The organism is Agromyces sp. Y782, assembly GCF_059445405.1.
In genome coordinates this window covers 2,514,018-2,530,901 of record NZ_JCAIUG010000001.1, presented here as the reverse complement: position 1 = coordinate 2,530,901, position 16,884 = coordinate 2,514,018, and the positions used below count along the sequence as shown (strand labels likewise).

General features: G+C 69.9%; 16 protein-coding genes. 7 read left to right on the top strand and 9 right to left on the bottom strand.

Translation table 11 applies throughout. From position 1 onward, the window contains the following. Positions 1–20: 20 nt before the first annotated feature. The 3 genes from AC1C2S_RS11500 to AC1C2S_RS11490 form a co-directional block, all read right to left on the bottom strand. Positions 21–533 (bottom strand): methylated-DNA--[protein]-cysteine S-methyltransferase, encoded by a 513-nt coding sequence (locus tag AC1C2S_RS11500; protein WP_495352658.1) that lies wholly within the window; start codon positions 531–533, stop codon positions 21–23. Positions 534–668: 135 nt separating this feature from the next. Further along, a complete protein-coding gene (locus AC1C2S_RS11495) occupies positions 669–1,379 on the bottom strand; it encodes a hemerythrin domain-containing protein (protein WP_495352657.1) in 711 nt (236 codons plus the stop codon). Between the two features lie 110 nt (positions 1,380–1,489). Continuing rightward, entirely contained in the window at positions 1,490–2,113 is a 624-nt protein-coding gene (locus tag AC1C2S_RS11490) for an NAD(P)-dependent oxidoreductase (RefSeq protein ID WP_495352656.1), read from the bottom strand. A 96-nt stretch (positions 2,114–2,209) separates the two neighbouring features. Between AC1C2S_RS11490 and AC1C2S_RS11485 the strand changes: the two genes are divergently transcribed. Next, complete coding sequence (locus AC1C2S_RS11485; protein WP_495352655.1) at positions 2,210–2,800, top strand: TetR/AcrR family transcriptional regulator; 591 nt, start codon at positions 2,210–2,212, stop codon at positions 2,798–2,800. Positions 2,801–2,843: 43 nt separating this feature from the next. Further along, positions 2,844–3,131, top strand: coding sequence for a DUF1905 domain-containing protein (locus tag AC1C2S_RS11480; RefSeq protein ID WP_495352654.1), 288 nt, complete (start codon positions 2,844–2,846; stop codon positions 3,129–3,131). Between the two features lie 75 nt (positions 3,132–3,206). Here AC1C2S_RS11480 and AC1C2S_RS11475 read toward each other — a convergent pair whose 3' ends face one another. Together AC1C2S_RS11475 and AC1C2S_RS11470 are read right to left on the bottom strand one after the other, a co-directional pair. Then, complete coding sequence (locus AC1C2S_RS11475; protein ID WP_495352653.1) at positions 3,207–4,580, bottom strand: hypothetical protein; 1,374 nt, start codon at positions 4,578–4,580, stop codon at positions 3,207–3,209. A gap of 101 nt (positions 4,581–4,681) precedes the next feature. Further along, a complete protein-coding gene (locus tag AC1C2S_RS11470; RefSeq protein WP_495352652.1) occupies positions 4,682–4,912 on the bottom strand; it encodes a hypothetical protein in 231 nt (76 codons plus the stop codon). Between the two features lie 164 nt (positions 4,913–5,076). On the opposite strand from AC1C2S_RS11470, the gene AC1C2S_RS11465 reads away from it, so the two are divergent. Further along, a complete protein-coding gene (locus tag AC1C2S_RS11465) occupies positions 5,077–7,968 on the top strand; it encodes an ATP-binding protein (protein ID WP_495352651.1) in 2,892 nt (963 codons plus the stop codon). An 8-nt stretch (positions 7,969–7,976) separates the two neighbouring features. Continuing rightward, the gene (locus tag AC1C2S_RS11460) at positions 7,977–9,380 is read left to right on the top strand and encodes an FAD-binding oxidoreductase (protein ID WP_495352650.1); all 1,404 of its coding nucleotides are present in this window, start codon (positions 7,977–7,979) and stop codon (positions 9,378–9,380) included. Positions 9,381–9,383: 3 nt separating this feature from the next. On the opposite strand, the gene AC1C2S_RS11455 is transcribed toward AC1C2S_RS11460, so the two are convergent. The 3 genes from AC1C2S_RS11455 to AC1C2S_RS11445 all read right to left on the bottom strand — a co-directional run bounded on the left by AC1C2S_RS11455 (position 9,384) and on the right by AC1C2S_RS11445 (position 11,702). Further along, positions 9,384–9,665, bottom strand: a complete 282-nt coding sequence (locus tag AC1C2S_RS11455) for a DUF4242 domain-containing protein (protein WP_495352649.1) — start codon at positions 9,663–9,665, stop codon at positions 9,384–9,386. Between the two features lie 91 nt (positions 9,666–9,756). Then, positions 9,757–10,356, bottom strand: a complete 600-nt coding sequence (locus AC1C2S_RS11450; protein WP_495353242.1) for a response regulator transcription factor — start codon at positions 10,354–10,356, stop codon at positions 9,757–9,759. 80 nt (positions 10,357–10,436) lie between these two features. Next, positions 10,437–11,702 carry a sensor histidine kinase gene (locus tag AC1C2S_RS11445; RefSeq protein WP_495352648.1) on the bottom strand — a complete coding sequence of 422 codons (1,266 nt, stop codon included), beginning with the start codon at positions 11,700–11,702 and terminating at the stop codon, positions 10,437–10,439. A gap of 141 nt (positions 11,703–11,843) precedes the next feature. On the opposite strand from AC1C2S_RS11445, the gene AC1C2S_RS11440 reads away from it, so the two are divergent. Next, positions 11,844–12,329, top strand: coding sequence for a hypothetical protein (locus AC1C2S_RS11440; protein ID WP_495352647.1), 486 nt, complete (start codon positions 11,844–11,846; stop codon positions 12,327–12,329). 241 nt (positions 12,330–12,570) lie between these two features. Here the strand turns inward: AC1C2S_RS11440 and AC1C2S_RS11435 are convergent, their stop codons facing one another. Then, entirely contained in the window at positions 12,571–13,974 is a 1,404-nt protein-coding gene (locus tag AC1C2S_RS11435) for an HNH endonuclease signature motif containing protein (RefSeq protein ID WP_495352646.1), read from the bottom strand. A 302-nt stretch (positions 13,975–14,276) separates the two neighbouring features. On the opposite strand from AC1C2S_RS11435, the gene glsA reads away from it, so the two are divergent. Both glsA and AC1C2S_RS11425 read left to right on the top strand, forming a co-directional pair. Beyond that, on the top strand, positions 14,277–15,494 hold the full coding sequence (gene glsA / locus AC1C2S_RS11430; RefSeq protein ID WP_495352645.1) for a glutaminase A: 1,218 nt from the start codon (positions 14,277–14,279) through the stop codon (positions 15,492–15,494). Positions 15,495–15,810: 316 nt separating this feature from the next. After that, positions 15,811–16,857 (top strand): LacI family DNA-binding transcriptional regulator, encoded by a 1,047-nt coding sequence (locus AC1C2S_RS11425; protein ID WP_495352644.1) that lies wholly within the window; start codon positions 15,811–15,813, stop codon positions 16,855–16,857. Positions 16,858–16,884: the final 27 nt, after the last annotated feature.

Sequence of the window (16,884 nt, the reverse complement as noted above, 5' to 3'; positions counted from 1 at the left end):
CACGAGAAGTTGCACCGGCGCTAGAAGAGCCGCCCCTGCGCGACGACCGCTGCGCCCTCGAGCTCGAGCAGGAACCGCTTGCGCTCGAGGCCGCCGGCGTAACCGGTGAGGGACCCGTCGGCGCCGACCACCCGATGGCACGGCACCACGATGCTGAGCGGGTTGTGCCCGACCGCGTTGCCGACTCGCCGGGCGAGGTTTCGGTCGCCGAGGCGCTCAGCGAGTTCCCCGTAGCTGGTCGTCGCGCCGTGGGGGATGTCGCGGAGCATCGCCCATACCGCGTGCTGGAACTCGTCGCCGACGGGTGCCATCGGCAGATCGAACGTCGTTCGCTCCCCTGCGAGGTATTCGTCGAGCTCGATGCCGAGCCGCATGATGAGCGCATCGTCATGCACGGCGACCTCGACGCCGATCGCGTTGCCGCCGGGCGGATGCCAGTGCCCCGGAAAGTAGATGCCGAAGAGCGCGTCGCCTTCGGCGACGATCAAGAGGTCGCCAAGGGGTGTCGTCAGGGTCGCATGGCGCCGGGGCATGACTCCATCTTCACCCCGACGCGCGCGCCGATGGCCGCTACCGACCGCGGGAATCGGACTTCATGGCCGAGCGGATGCCTCGCTGCGATGCCTCCCCCATGTCTCTCCGCGCGGAGTGAGCCCCTCGACTTCTGGCTACGGCCGGGCGTCCCCGACGAGCGCCGCACGGTTCGCCTCGTATTTCGGCTTGCCGATCACCCGCCAGATGAGCCGAACCGGCGCCGGCAGATGCTCGCGCTGCCACTCGTCGCCGCCATCGGGCTGGGCGGCGAGGATCGCCCCGAGCTGCAGGAACATCTTGCCCTTCGGCGTCGCCTTGCGTCCGTGGTCGCCGAGCGCGTCGACCTCCTTCGGAGTGAGCGTCACCTCCATGACCGGCACGATGTTCGCCTCCTCGTCGGGCAGGTGCGCGGCGAGCGCGGCATTGATGCCCTCGAGTGCGGCGGTCACGCCCGCGGCATCCGTCGAGCGACCGCTTGCACGCCACGCGGGCAGAGCTGCGTCGAGTTCGTTCAGGTGCACGAGCATCGCGGCGTGCTGCTCCTTCATGCGAGAGATGTGCCCGGCGCACGAGGGCGCACGGCCTTCGAGCGTGTCCCAGAGCATCGTGTCCTCGCCCTCGTGATGGGCATGCAGGCTGACCGAGAGCAGGTCGAGGTGGTCGCCGACGACCTCGGCGTGCGCGGCATCCGACTCGGCGACGCCCTCGACGAGGTCTCGCCCCTCACCGAACCCGGTGCGGAAGAAACGGTGGATCTCGGCCATGCCGCTCGCATCGCACGTCTTCGCCGCACCGGGCTCGCGGCCCGGCTGATCGCCGCTGGACGGAAGCGCTGTGGCGGGCATATCGACTCCGATCGTCGGTGAATGGCGCAGTCGCACGCGACCCTACGCGCGTGACGGATGTCGCGGCAAGACCCCGCCCGAGGGGTGTCCTCCACCGGACCGCAGACGCCTTACGCCGCCACCGTGATCGTCGCCCCGACCGTCGCGTCGTCTTCGAGCACGTCGAGCACCGCCGCCGCCAGGTCGGCCCGGCGGATCGAGATGCCGAACGGCACTCCCCCGCCGTTCGCACGACGGTAGCGGCCACGAGCGTCGCCGTCTTTGAGCTGCGGCGGTCGCACGATCGTCCAGTCGAGGGCACTCGATCGCACGACGGGCTCGGTCGCGACGAAGTCGGAGAACGGCTCGCGCAGGATGCGCCGCACGATCGGTTTCGCCACGAACTTCAAAAACGGGTCGTCGCCGTCGGTGAAGGGGCCGCTCGCGCTCACGACGACGAGGCGTCGCACCCCGGCGTCGCGCATGGCGGCCACGAGTGCCGACATGCTCTCGCGCATCACGGTGTGGTCGGTGCTCGCCGAGGTCGGGCCGATCGCGAACACTGCGGCGTCGCACCCGTCGAGGGCAGCGGCGAGCGCGTCGGCGTCGCGGCCTTCGGCGATGCGTTCTGTGGCGCCGGTCGGGGCGGATGCCGCGCGCCGCACGATCCCGATCACCTCGTGACCTCGCGCTCGCGCCGAGTCGGCGATGAGGCCGCCGGTGCGACCCGAGGCTCCCAGTACTGCGATTCTCATGGTTCGTCCTTCAGGAGCTCGAGTGGTTAGTAAGCATTTACTCACTGCCTCGATGATACGGTAAGCGAACACTCACCTGTCAAGTGGAAGGCCCGGATGTCCCAGCTCCCCACCACCCGCGACCGCATCCTCGATGCCGCCGCGACCGTGCTCGTCGATCGCGGCGTGGTCGGTGCGACGACGCGCGAGCTGGCCCGTGCCGCCGGGTGCTCAGAGGCCCTCATCTACAAGCACTTCGCCGACAAGCAGGAGCTCTTCCTCGCGGTGCTCGTCGAGCGGATGCCGCGCATCGAGCTGCCCGAGGCATCCGCTCGCTCAGCGCTGCCCGAGACGCTCGCGAGCATCGTGACCGCGCTGCTCTCGTTCTTCGTGCGCACCTTTCCGATGTCGGCGTCGATCTTCGGGGCGCCCGAGCTGCTCGCCGAGCATCGCGCGGGCGTGCGAGCGCACGGCTACGGGCCCGAGGGCACCGTGCCGCTCGTTGCGCGCCTGCTCGGCGAGGAGCAGGCGGCCGGACGCATCCGCCCCGATGCCGACCTCGAGTCGGCTGCGCGCCTGCTCGTGGGCGTCGCGTTCCACCGCGCGTTCCTCGCGGCCTACGACGGCCAGCGCGAGGTGACGGATGCCGCGGCGTTCGCCGAACGCAGCGTCGCGATGCTCGTACCCGGGCTCGCGCCCGTGCCCTGACGGACTTCAATCGACGCGCAACATCGGCGGGTAGCATCACGTCATGCGCATTCGTTTCACCGCCGAGATCTACGAATGGCAGGCGCGCAGAAACTGGTTCTTCGTCGACGTTCCGGCCGAGCCGAGCGCCGACATCTCGGACCAGCCACGGATGCCGCGCGGCTTCGACTCCGTGCGCGTCGTCGCGACCGTCGGCGCCACGACATGGAACACCTCGATCTTCCCGGGCGGCGGCACCTACGCGCTGCCGTTGAAGAAGGCCGTGCTCACGGCAGAGGGCATCGGCGAGGGCGACGAGATCGAGGTCGACCTCGACGTGCTCGACGGGTGACGGCAGCGCTGATCTGAACCGCACGACGGGGCGCAACTCGCGCGAGCACCGACGCTGCGCCTTCAGCGGCGTTGCTCACGTGCCGCCGCCGTCACCGCCACCGCCGCCGTCGAAACCGCCGCCGCCGAAGCCACCGCCACCGCCACCCCCGTCGCCGAAGCCGCCGAAGCCGCCCTCGCCTCCGCCGCCGAAACCACCCCCGCCGCCATCACCGAACGTGCCGTCGCCGCCCGCGAGGTATCCGCCGCCCCACCCCTTGGTGTCACCGATCATCGGCACGCCGAACCGGGAATCCTCGCCCCGCTGCAGCAACCCGCCGCCGACGCGGATCGGCTGCGAAAGCTCGGCTGCCACGACGGTGATGCACGATGCCAGTCGCTCCGCCGAGAACGGGGCGGCCGAGCGATACCAGGTCGGCACGGTGCCCGCCTTCTCGGCAACCTCGGCAAGGCGCCGAACCACGGATGCCTCGTCGTACAGCACCGCCCACGGCAGCAACTGCTCGGCTGCGGCGAGGGTCGGGACATCCGTGCTCGCGACGATCTCGCGCCACCGGTTCGCCCGCTCGCGGAGCTGCAGGCCGGCCGAGTTCAGTGGGATCCAGCGCGGCAGGAGCGCGCGCAGCCCGAGGGCCAGCGCACCGATGACGATCGCGCTCCAGGCGATCGAGTTCGCAGAGTCGTCTGCGCCTCCGAGTGTGACGAATCCCAGGGCTACCCCGACCACGCCGCCGATCGTGGCCGCCCCGAACCGGCGGACCGGGCGCGGCTCGCGATACCAGTCCGCCGCGTCGCGGAAGCCGTCGCGGGTGACATCGAGCAGCAGCCCGTTGTTCACCACGACACGGTCCGCGTCGACGCACGCCCCACGTTCGACCGTGCGCGACCCGCCCGAGAGCCCCGGCGAGAGCAACGCGAGCACCGTGCCGTCGGCGCCCGCCGAATCGACATCCGTGCGGGCGGCGAGCGGGTACGCGCCGTCGAAGACGATCCGGATGTCTCGCGCGCGGCCGGCCTCCCCGCCGCGGGTACCACCGGTGTCGCGGACGTCACGTCTGTCACCGGCGTCACGTACGTCGCGGATATCACCAGCGTCGCGGATGTCGCGCCGATCCTGGATCGCGATCACGCCATTGACGGCGAGCAGCATGACCGTCGCCGGCAGCCAGCGCGCCGCGGCAGCACCCGACACGAACCCGACCGGAAGCAGCCCGGCCGACTCGGGGTCGACGAGCGCGAACGAGCTGCCGGCCTCGGGCTTGCGCAGCCACGCCACGACGAGGGACCCGACGCAGATCGCGGCGGTCAGCGACGCGGCGAGCGCGATGAGCGGCAACAGCGCCGTGCCGAGACTGCCGCCCGCGGATGCCGCGAGCGACTCACTGCCCGCACCGGCACTCGTCAGGTCGACGGTGACCTGCTGAAGCGCCGAGATCATCGGTCGACCCATACGCGGAGGTTACTCCCGTCGGGCCCGTTTTCGCACCGGTGCCGGGCACAGCAATTCGGTCACAGCACGCCGGTCACCGCACGCCGATCACCGCGCTCCGATCACCGGCCGGTGATCGGTGACAGGTCGTCGTCGACCACGGCGGTCTCGGTGCAGAGCCCTGCGGGAGCCCGCTCGCGGATGTACGCGGACAGGTGACACACCTCAGTCGATGACATCTTCACCTTGGCGGTGCCTGCACCGGCACCCGCGCCGCCGTCGGTCAGTCCGCAGCCGGCGAGCACGCCCACGGCCAGGACGGCCGGGATGATGAGGAACGCGCGAACGTTCATGATCTTGTCCTTCCATGATGCAGGCTCCTGGAAGAGCACCGCTGGCCTCACGGTAGGAAGGCTGCGGCCGCGCCGCATGACGAGGGCGAGCCATCTTCGCGCGCACGCCGGCGTAGTCAATTCGGGTCATCGCCGCGAGCACGGTCGCGGACTATCGTGGGCAGATGGGGGAATGGTCCGCCCCGGCGCTGCCGGCCGGCTGGACGACGTCCGGGCAGCCGCCGTTCATTGCTCGACACGAAGAGGTCGAAGCGATCGAGTCGGCGTGGGCCGACGCGATCGGCGGCGCGGGGCGCGCGGTCTTCGTGAGCGGCGAGCCCGGCACGGGAAAGTCTCGGCTCGTGAGCGAGGTCTGCATACGGCTCCACACGAGCGGCGCCGCGGTGCTGGCCGGATCGTGCATCCAAGAGCTCGGCGCGCCGTTCGAGCCCTTCGACGAGCCGCTCCGGGCGCTCATTCCGGCGTATCGGGAGGTAGCGACCGACATCTCCGACCTCGACTCTGCCGAGCTCCTCGAGGGCGTGCTCGATCGAACGGGCCAGGATGCCGCCGATCGGTCGATGGGCCAGGAGCGTGTGTTCTCCGCAGTGATCGACGTGCTGCGCGCCGCGTCTTCGATACGCCCGGTGGTGCTCGCCCTCGACGACCTGCACTGGGCGGGGCCTGCGGCGATTCAGCTTCTTCGCCGGGTGGTCGAGGGCACGGCGGAGGCGAGGGTACTGCTGCTCGGCACCCTTCGAAACGCACCGCCGGACCGGTCGGACGCACTCGCGGACACGCTCGCGTCACTCGCCCGGCTGAGCGGCGTATTGCGCATCGGACTCGCTCCCTTCACCCCCGCAGAGATCACCGAGTACGTCGCGGCCCGCGCCGGCGTCTCGCGTGCCGGTCTCCGCGCGTCGGCCGAAGTGCTCGGCGAGCTCACGGGCGGCAATCCGTTCCTCCTCAGAGCCATGTGGCATCCGGTCGTCGGGGCCGAGCACCAAGGCGACCAGCGCGTGATCGAGCTACCCGACTCTGTCAGCGATATCGTGCGGTCCCGCATCGCGACGCTCGAACCATCCCAGCGCTCGGTGCTCGAGCTCGCCGCGGTACTCGGCCAGGAGGTCGATCTCAGTGAGCTGATCGGCATCAGCGAGGCATCCGTCGACGTCACGCTTTCTGCGATGGATGCCGCGGTGCGCGCCGGCCTCATCGAGCCGCCGCGCCTGGCGGGCGATCGCTACCGCTTCCCGCACGCCATCGCGCGGCAGGCGGTCATCGACGACATCCCGAGCACTGAGCTGCTGCGAACCCACGCGCGCATCGCGCAGGTGCTCGAGTCGAACTTCCCCGCGGTGCCACGGCTCATCCAGCGACTCGCCCACCACTATTCGGCCGCCCGCGCGCTCGGGTTCGGCGATCGGGCGGTGACCTACCTGACCCGCGCTGCCGAGCTCGCGGAGGCTCGCTTCGCGTATGAAGACGCCGGGCGCCTGTTCGAGCAAGCGGCCGAGATCTCCCCCGATGGCGACGAGCAGGCTGAGCTGCTGCTTCGCGCGGCGGGCAGCTGGGATGTCGCTATCGACACGTCGCGGGCGCGAATCCTGTACGAGCTTGTTGCGGGCGCAGGGAATCCACGACTGCAGCTGCGCGCGGCGATCGGATACGAGGATGCCTCCTGGCGCCCGGGCCTGCTCGGGCATCGAGCACTCGAGCTGCTCTCGGCGGGGCTCGCGCACGTTCCGAAGGACGACGGCGACCCCCTGTACGTCGAAGCGATCGGGGCGCTCGCCCGTGCGACGGCGTTCACCGGGGCCGTCGATGAAGCGGAGCGGATCGGCGACCGCGCGGTCGATCTCGCCCGGGCGCTGGGACATCCTGTGGTGCTGACATCCGTGCTCCGTTCGATCGTCTCCATGACGCTCCGCCCGCGGGGGGTCGCGAAGCGGCAGGAACGCGCGATCGAGCTGCTCGGCCTGACGCGATCGATGCGCAACGAGTGGATGGGCGCCGCAACGATGAATGTGTTCGCGAACAGCTATCTCCTCGGCGACCGTGCCGGGCTCGACCAGGCCGAGAGCTACCTCGTGAACATGAGCCGGCAGTCGAGCGGGCATTGGGGTTACTGGGTGGTACACGTCCGGTTCGGGCGGGCCCTCATCGGCGGGCGCCTCGAGGAGGCTGCGGCCGCATGCCGACAGCTGCGGTACGACGAAATCGACTTCCGGGACGACGGGATGTCGAGCACCAACGCCGTGCAGAGCTATATGCTGCGCCGGGAGCTGGGACGGATCGAAGACGTTCGCCGCTACGTCACCGGAGGGGAATCACCCGCCGAACGCTGGGCACCGGGCCTCCTCGCCCTCTACACCGAACTCGGACTCGAAGCGCCGGCACGGCGGATGCTCGACTGGCTCATCGAGCACACTGCGTCGAACGCGAGCGACTCCAGCGACTGGCCGGCCCGTCTCGCCTTCATGGCCGAGGCGGCAGTCCGGCTCGGCGACATCGACGACGCCGTCGCGGAACGACTGCACCAATGGCTCTCGGAGTACTCGGGCCTCAACCTCATGTCGGGCCTCTTCGCCGCTCCATTCGGCGCCGCCGACTGCTATCTGGGGGAGATCGAGTCCCTCTGCGGCACAGGGTCGCCGGTCGAGCGGTTCGAGAGTTCTCTCGAACTCGCCGAACGCAGCGGCGCTCTGCTTCACGTCGCGCGAACGCTCTCCGCATGGGCCGTTCACCTGCGCCGCGCCGACCCGGGTTCACCTGAAGCGGCCGCGCTCGCCGAGCGCGCTCGCGCGATCGCCGAACCCGCCGGCCTGGTGCGAGTGCTGCGGTCGCTCGACGCGGGTGCCGCGGCATCCGCTCTCGAGGTTTCAGGCGGACTCACCGCGCGGGAACGCGAGGTCATCGGGCTCATCGCCGAGGGCAGGAGCAATCGCGACATCGCCGCACGGCTCGTGATCAGCGAGCACACTGCGGCGAATCACGTGCGGAACATTCTCACGAAGATCGGTGCGGTGAACCGCACCCAAGCCGCGATGTATGCGCGGGAACGGGGGCTGACATGAATCCCAACATGAACGATGCTCATGTTTCGGTGGCGGTCGATGAAGCCGCGCTCAGGGAACTGGATTCCGGGTTCGCCGGCGAGCTTGTGCGGCCGACGGATGCTTCCTACGACGAACGCCGGAAGGTCTGGAACGGCTCGATCGATCGTCATCCCGCCTTGATCGCGCGGTGCGCCGGGGCCGCGGACATCGGCGCCGCGACGCGGTTCGCACGCCGCACCGGCCTGCCCGTCGCCGTGCGCGGCGGCGGTCACAGCTTTCCCGGTCTCTCGGTGTGCGACGACGGAATCGTGATCGACCTCGCGCCGATGAGCGGCGTCACGGTCGATCCGGAGGCGCGCACGGCGCGAGTGCAGGCCGGGGCGCTGCTCGGTGACGTCGACCAGGCGACGCAACCGTTCGGGCTCGCGGTCCCGAGCGGCATCGTCACGCATACCGGCGTGGCGGGACTCACGCTCGGCGGAGGAATCGGGTGGGTCATGCGAAAGCACGGCCTGAGCATCGACCGGCTGTCGTCAGTGGAGCTCATCACCGCGGAAGGCGAACGCGTCACCGCGAGCGAGACCGAGAACGCCGATCTCTTCTGGGGAGTGCGCGGTGGCGGAGGCAACTTCGGCATCGTCACTCGGTTCGATTTCAGACTGGTCGAGGTGGGCCCGATCGTCGTCGCCGGCCCGATCTTCTGGCCCATCGAGCAGTCGCCCGAGGTGCTGCGTTTCTACCGCGACTGGATCGCCGACGCACCTGACGAGCTGATGACCATCGTGCTGCATCGCAAGGCGCCGCCGCTCCCGTTCGTTCCCCCCGAGCTGCACGGCAAGCTCATCGTCGGAGTGGTCTGTTGCTATGCGGGGCCCGTCGAAGAGGGCGAGAGAGTCGTGCGCCCGATCAAGGACTTCGGTTCACCGGTACTCGACCTCTGCGTCCCGAAGCCCTTCCTCGATCACCAGGGGATGTTCGATCCGTCCTTCCCGCACGGCCGGTGGTACTACGTGCGCTCCTGCGACGTCGCCGAGCTCTCCGACGAGGTCATCGACATCACCGTCGAGCACACGAGGCGCATTCAGTCGCCGCTGACGAGCTTCCCCATCTGGCAGATGGGCGGGGCTGTCGCCCGGGTCGGTGACGAGGAGACGGCCTTCAACGGCCGCGGCGTCGGGCACACCTTCAACATCAACGCGGCAACGGAGACGGCCGCAGGCTTCGATGTCGAGCGCGAATGGGTCCGCGATTTCTGGTCGGCCCTGAAGCCCTTCCACACGAGCGTCTACATGAACTTCCTCATGGACGAGGGCGAGGAACGCATACGCCAGGCCTATGGGCCGGAGAAGTACGACCGGCTCCAGGCACTCAAGCGCAAGTACGACCCGGGCAACGTCTTCCGGCTCAACCAGAACATCCCGCCCGGCTGAGCCTCAGACCGATTCGGTGACGCCGGCGAGGGTGCCGCTCGGCGTCATGCGCCCGTCGACCTCGGTGATGACGTCGGCGGGCATTCCGGCGCGCACGGCGGCGGATCGGATCGCCTCCATCGACGGCGCTTCGTACAGGCAGTAGCTCCTGCGACGATCGACGGAGAGAAAGGAGTACAGCCATCGCACGTCTTCCTCGTCGTTGATGAGGTTGATGTCGGGAGCGGCCTCGAGTGGCACCGGAACGTCTTCGGCGTAGTTGCGCTCGATGATGAAGTACGGCATCTGCGTTCCCCCTTTCGGGTTTGGGTCACAGGGTACTCCGGATGCCTCGGCGCGGCCCCTCTGCGGTGGTGCGCTCGGTGCCGGTCCGCAGTCAGATCCAGCCCTGCTGCCACGCCTTCTCGGCTGCCTCGTGCCGTGATGCTGCGTCGAGCTTGGTCATCGCCGACGAGAGGTAGTTGCGCACGGTGCCCTGCGCGAGGTGCAGTCGTTCGGCGATCTGCTTCACGCTCGTGGTCGACCGGCTGTAGCGCAGCGCATCGAGCTCGCGGTCGGTGAGCGGGCAGCGTTCGGCGGAGAGCGCCGTCGCGGCGATCTCAGGGTCGATGTAGCGGCGGCCGGCGGCGACGTCGCGGATGACGTGCGCGAGGTCTTCGGCGGCCGTCGACTTCGGCACGAAGCCCGAGACCTTCGATGCGAGGGCGCGCCGCAGCACGCCGGGGCGGGCGTGCCGCGTCACGATCACAACGCGCGTCGGCACCTCGGCGAGGATGCGCGCCGCCGCCTCGAGCCCGTCGGCGCCGGGCATCTCGAGGTCGAGCAGGCACACGTCGGGCACGGTCGCGATCGCCTGCTCGACGGCCGTCACCCCGTTGTCGGCGCTCGCGACGACCTCGATGTCGGGCTCGAGGTTCAGCAGGGCGATGAGGGCGCCGCGGATGAGGTGCTCGTCGTCGGCGATGAGCAGACGGATGCTGCGTGGCGCGTCGCCTGCGCCTGCGCCTGCGCCTGCGCCTGCGCCGCTCACACCTGCGCCGCTCACACCTCCGCCGCTCACGCCGCCACCCGCTCGCCCACGGGCACCGCGGCGCGGAGTTCGAAGCGGCCGCCCGCGGCATCCGTCATCGTCTCGAGTGTGCCGCCGACGGCGGCGAGTCGCTCTCGCAGGCCCGCGAGCCCCGAGCCCTGAGCGCGTGGGGCGGTGCCGGTGCGGGCATCGGCCGGCGCCGGGGCATCCGACGCTGAGGCGTCCGACCCGGGGGCATCCGACCCCGGGGCATCCGTCACCGCGACGCCGTCGTTCTCGATCGCGAGCTCGATGAGCCCGCCCGTCGTCGTCAGTTCGATCGTCACCATGGTCGCCTCACTGTGTCGCAGGATGTTCGTCGTCGCTTCGCGCACGACCGATGCGAGCGCGCTCCGCGCCGCCGTCTCGGACGGGAGCGGGCCGAGCCGCAGCCGACACTCGGCGCCCGATGCGGTGAGCACTTCGCGGGCGTTCTCGAGCTCGTCGTCGAACGCGACCTGCCGGTAGCCGGCGACGAGCGAGCGGGTCTCTTCGAGGGCCTGCTTCGCGATCAGGCGCGTCTCGTGCAGGTGCTCGCGAGCAGTGGCGGGGTCGATCTCGAGCAGCCGTTCGGCGAGCTCGGACTTCAGCGAGATGACCTGCAGGTGGTGACCCTGGATGTCGTGCAGGTCTGACGCGAACCGCAACCGCTCCTGCGTCACCGCGAGCTCGGCGGCGGTGCGGCGGTGCCGGTCGAGCTCGACGACGACCTCCCACCACCACATGCTCGTGAGCAGCATGACGGGCAGCATGGCCGCGTAGATGCCGAACATCCACACACCAGAGCGCGCGACCGTGAACGGCTCGCCCGTGATCGTCGTCGCGAACATCGGGTGAGCGATCAACGCGACGAGCGCGGTGAGCAACACGAGCCAGCCCTGCGTCTTCGGCAGCAGGCATGCAATGAGACACGCCGCGGCCCACAACGGCACCGCCGTCGCGAGCTCGTTTCCCTGCGAGTAGAGACCGAGCACCCAGACGACGACAGCGGGAGCGAGGAGGGTGGCCGTCCAGCCGGGGTGCGGCAGGCCACCGCCACGCCCGACCCGGAGGAACCAGCAGTACCGCAGCTGCGTCGCCGACGCGACGAGGAGCAGCACGATGAGCACGGCGGTCGTGGGGTCGCCCGTCTGCCGGTACGTCTCGAGCATCGCCAGCGCGACGATGAAGTCGAGGAACCCGAAGAAGAACACGATCGACCCGAGCGTGTACAGCCACGTGGTCTGCACGCTGCGAGACGGTTCGGCAGCCATGGATTCGAGCCTAGGCCAGTGACATTTGTCACGGCCTTCGGTGCGGATTCGCACGCGAACTCCTGACACCGCGGCACTGCCATCGGCAGGCGGCCCCGCGAAGGATGGAACCGAACCGCCACCCCAACGAAAGGATTCGTCGTGATCGACGCCCTCCAGGACTTCACCACGTCCCTTCCCCCCTTCCTCCAGTGGCTCGGGGTGATGATCGTGGCCGCGATCCCGTTCGTCGAGTCGTACTTCGGCTCGGTCATCGGAGTGCTGATCGGGCTGCCCACCGCGCTCGCGATCGGCGTCGCCGTCATCGGCAACATCATCTCGATGCTGGTCTTCGTGATGTCCGCGCACGGCGTGCGCTCGAAAGTCGTCGCGGGCAAGGCCCTCGCCGGAGAAGAGCCCGTCGAGTCCCCGCGCCGTGAGAAGCTGCGCCGCGCGTTCGACAAGTACGGCGTCGCCGGCGTGAGCATCGTCGGCCAGACGATGCTGCCAAGCCAGATCACTTCGGCCGCGATGGTCTCGTTCGGCGCGAACCGCAACACGGTGATCTTCTGGCAGGTCATCTCGATCGTGCTCTGGGGCGTGGTGTTCGGCGTGCTGGCAACGCTCGGCGTCACGCTCGCGCGCTGACCAGGTCGGGCACAGCCCCTGACCCGGTCGGCTCAGGTCGGGGCGATCACCGATCTCGTCGATCGGTTCGACAGCGCTCGACAGTGCGACAGCACGCGACGGCGCCGTCACGCGACCGCTGCGGATCTTGGGTCGAGCTGGTCGAGCACGACGAGAGTGATCGCCGACCTCATCGAGCGGCTCGACCGCGCGCCGATCTCGTTGATGGGCGCGACCGGCTCGACGGCGCACGCCGGTGCCGTCACGCCACCTCGGGAGGTCTTCGCTCAAGCCGGTCGGCGAGTCTGGTCGGGGATTTCGTGGTGTTGCGCCATCGGCCGCCGGGGTCGAGCCATGCGGGCGGGCGGATCTGCGGTGCACCGGCGATCATGCGGATGCCCCACCCTGAGGTCTCGATCGTGCGGTGGTGGAACCAGCAGAGGAGGACGCCGTTGTCGGGATGGGTCGGGCCGCCGTCGACGTCTGGGATGACATGGTGGATCTCGCACCAGGATGCCGGCACGCTGCACCCGGGAATGAGGCAGCCGCCGTCGCGGAGCGTGATCGCCCGGCGTTGGTGCGGGGTGAAACAGCGATCGGGTGAGCCCAGCCGGATGATTCGGCCGTGGTCGTCGAACGTGACCTGCTGGGTTCCGCCGGTGCACATCAGTTGCCGGGCCGCGCGGAGGGAGACGGGGATCTCGATGCCGTCGGCGTGGGCGACGCCGCGGCCGGTCTGCAGATCGGCGACGCGGACGCTGACGAGCACCGTGGGTGCCGCCCCGCCGATGGACGGGTGCTCGCCCGAACGGGCGGCAGTCTCGATGATCGCGGCCATCACGTCGTGACGCTGCTGATCGGCGGTCCGCTGCTCGCCGATGCGGTCGAGGTCGGCGCGTTCTTCGGCGGTCATGAACCCGCCGCCCGACCGCGGTGCGAGGTGCGCATCGAACAATCGACGCAGCCCCGCCGCGACTTCGGGGAGGAGTTCACCGGTGACGGGTATGAGCCCGTCGCGGGCACGCCCGAGGCGGAAGCCTCGCCGCCGCAGCGCCCGCTCGTCGCCGGGCTCGGGGCCGTCTTGATCGAGGAACGCAGCCCACGCCTGCGCCTGCACCCGGAGTTCGTCGGCGGTGCAGCGCACCGCGTGGGCCTCACCCGATGCGAGGGCGGCGGCGACGAGTTCGCGCTCGGCCGCCGCGAAGGCGACGGGGTCGGCCACTCGCCGGGTGGCATCGAGCTCGCGGACGATCGTGCCCGCGGCGTCCACCCCGAGCTCGCCATCGGCCAGCGCCGCCGCGACTTCGGGAAATTGCGCCTCCATCAGGTCACCGGTCAGGCCCGTGCGGGCCCGGGTGGCGGTGCCGAGGGTGATGCGCCGCCGGGCTTCGGCGCCGGAGACCTGGCTGACTCGCTCGAGGAGCTCGCCGGGCGAGCGGCACCCGCGCCGGGTCGACAACCGTTCACTGCCCAGCTCGACCCGGGACCGTTCACCGATCTCACCGGCGCAGGCCACCCGGTGTGCGTCGATCACCCGACCGGCCGCTTCGATCACCGCCGTCACGGCGAGCAACTCGTCATCGGACCACCGCGCAGCATCATCGAACCCTGCGACGTCGAGCAGCGAGGATCGCAGCTGCTCGAACGCTTGGGTGGTGGTGGTCATGCTGCCATTCTGCCGGCACCCACTGACATTCCAACCGACCCGGAACCGCCGCGAAACTGCCGGTCAGCCTGTGAATAACTTCGACTCATGGTGGCCTGTGGAGGACGAGTCAGCCCTCACGCCGCCGCGCACCTCACGCCTCACATCTCACGCCTCGCACCTCACCGCGCGACCGCGCCCTCCTGATCGAGCGCAGCCCCGCGATCCCGTACCGTCAACGCCGAACCCACCGCGCGACCGAATCTCCCACGCCCCCACCCCCGCCCCTACCTCGCCAACCCCCGACCTTCTAAGCTGACCCCATGGCCGCGGAATTGCGGGATCCCGTTCGACGCATGCTCGAGACCGTGCTCGACGACGTTCGGCCGCTCAATGAGGGCGCCGTCGCCTCGTATATCCCCGAGCTTGCGACGGTCGAGCCCGACCAGCTCGGCGCCGCACTCGCGAGCACGCACGGAATCGTGCACGAGGCGGGCGACTGCGACGCGGAGTTCACGATCCAGTCGGTGTCGAAGCCCTTTGTATTCGCCCTCGCCGTCGACGCGCTCGGCCTCTCCGAGGTGACTCGGCATGTCGGCCTCGAGCCGAGCGGCGAGCCGTTCAACGCGATCAGTCTCGACGCGGCATCCGGTCGCCCTCTGAATCCGATGATCAATGCCGGCGCGATCGTGACGACCTCGCTCATGCGCGGCGACACGGCCGACGAGAAGTTCGCCGTCGTGCAGGCAGGTCTCGAGCGGTTCGCCGGCCACGACCTCGCGGTCGACGAAGACGTGTTCGCGTCCGAGGCATCCACCGGCGATCGCAATCGCGCGCTCGCCTACCTCACCCGCTCGGCGGGCACGCTCGGTTCGACGGCGGATGTCGCGACGACCGCGTACTTCCGCCAGTGCTCGCTCACCGTGAACGCGCGCGACCTCGCGATCATGGCGGCGACACTCGCGACCGGCGGCGTGAATCCCGTGACCGACGAACGCGTCATCAGTGAAGACGCCGCCCGCTGGACCATGGCCGTCATGACGAGCTGCGGCATGTACGATGCGTCGGGCGACTGGCTCGTGCGGGTGGGACTGCCGGCCAAGAGCGGCGTCGGCGGCGGCATCGTGGCGGTGCAGCCGGGCCAGTTCGGCATCGGCACCTTCAGTCCGCGCCTCGATGCCCGCGGCAACAGCGCGCGCGGCGTCGCGACCCTCGAACTGCTCTCGCAGCGGCACGGCCTGCACATGCTGCAGCACCACGGCGCCCCGCTCTCGCCGATCGCCTCGCTCGAGCGCGACGGCACCGACACCATCGCGATACTGCGCGGCGAGATCTTCTTCGCCGGCGCCGAAGAGGTGCTCACGCGCCTCACCCCCTTCATCAGCGATGACGGATGCCTCGTGCTCGACTTCTCCGAAGTGACCCGTGTCGGCGAGGGCTCGAAGCGCGTGTTCGCGGCCGCGTCCACGCTTCTGGGGCCGGCGCGCGACGGACGCCCCCGCGTCATCGTGCGCGACCCCGAGGGCGTGCTCGAAGCCTGAGCGATCGGATGCCGCGGTACGGCGTCGCTCGCCGCGAGGCCGCCCAGCGTGGCGCGCTCGTGCTCGTGCTCGTGCTCGACGTCTGAGCGATCCGCCACTCGCCGCCGCCGCACTCGCCGTCGGCGCCGACAACGCCGACCCTGGCGCCGCGGCTCGTGCGACGCCGACCCTTGCGGCGTCATGAACTTGCGACTATGGTTCGGCTAAACCGGTTTAGTTTCGCGCAATTCGAACCAGACCGGCCGAGGGGAATCGGGGCTTCCTCGCACGTCGACGTGCGAAGCGAGCCATCGTGCATCGACCAATGGAGCTTCTGGTGACCGAAGACGCCGTGCCCGCCGCACGCCCGACGATCACCGACGTCGCACGTCATGCGGGCGTCAGCAAGGGGCTCGTCTCCTTCGCGTTGAACGGTCGGCCGGGTGTCAGCGCCGAGACGCGCGACCGCATTCTGGCCGCAGCGCAACATCTCGGGTGGACCCCGAGCCTGCGCGCCCGGTCGCTCAGCGTCGACCGCTCCTACGCGCTCGGCCTCGTGATCGGCCGCAGCGTCGACGTCATCGCAGCGGACCCCTTCTTTCACGCGTTCATCGCCGGTGTCGAGAGCGAGTTCTCGACCGCCGGCCAGGTGCTCGTGCTCACCCGGGCGACGCCCGGCCGCGAAGAGGCCGCAACCTATCGCGGGCTCGCAGCCGACAAGCGGGTCGACGGCGTCTTCCTCACCGATCTCCGCTCCGGCGACGACCGCATCCAGCTCGTGAACGAGCTCGGTCTCGCCGCCGTCACACTCGGACGACCCGATGTCCCGTCGCCGTTCCCGTCGGTCTCGGTCGACGACGGCCGCGGCATCCGTGCTGCCGTCGACCACCTCATCGCTCTCGGCCACCGCCGCATCGCCTGTGTCGCGGGCCCCTCGAACATGCTGCACGGGCGTCGCCGCGCCGAGGCGTTCATCGCCGCGACCATCGCGGGTGGCGTCGAGCCGGTGGGTGTCGTCGAGACCGACTTCAGCGCGGTCGACGGGGCACGGGCCACCCGCGAGCTGCTCGCACTCGGCACCGAACGACCGACCGCGATCGTCTACTCGAACGACATGATGGCCCTCGCCGGACTGGCAGTCGCGCAACGCGCCGGGCTCCGCGTGCCGCACGACCTCTCCATCACGGGCTTCGATAACACCGAGCTCGGGGAGCACACCTTTCCGTCCATCACTTCGGTCGCGACGGATGCCGCCGACTGGGGCGCCCGATCGGCGCGGCTGCTGCTGGCGGCCATCGCCCGGCAACCGGTCGACGACGTCGAACTCGCGGAGCCGCGACTCATCGTGCGCGAGTCGACGGCAGCAGCACCGCCCGGAACGTAGTACGAACCCGCGCGGCACCGACGCCGC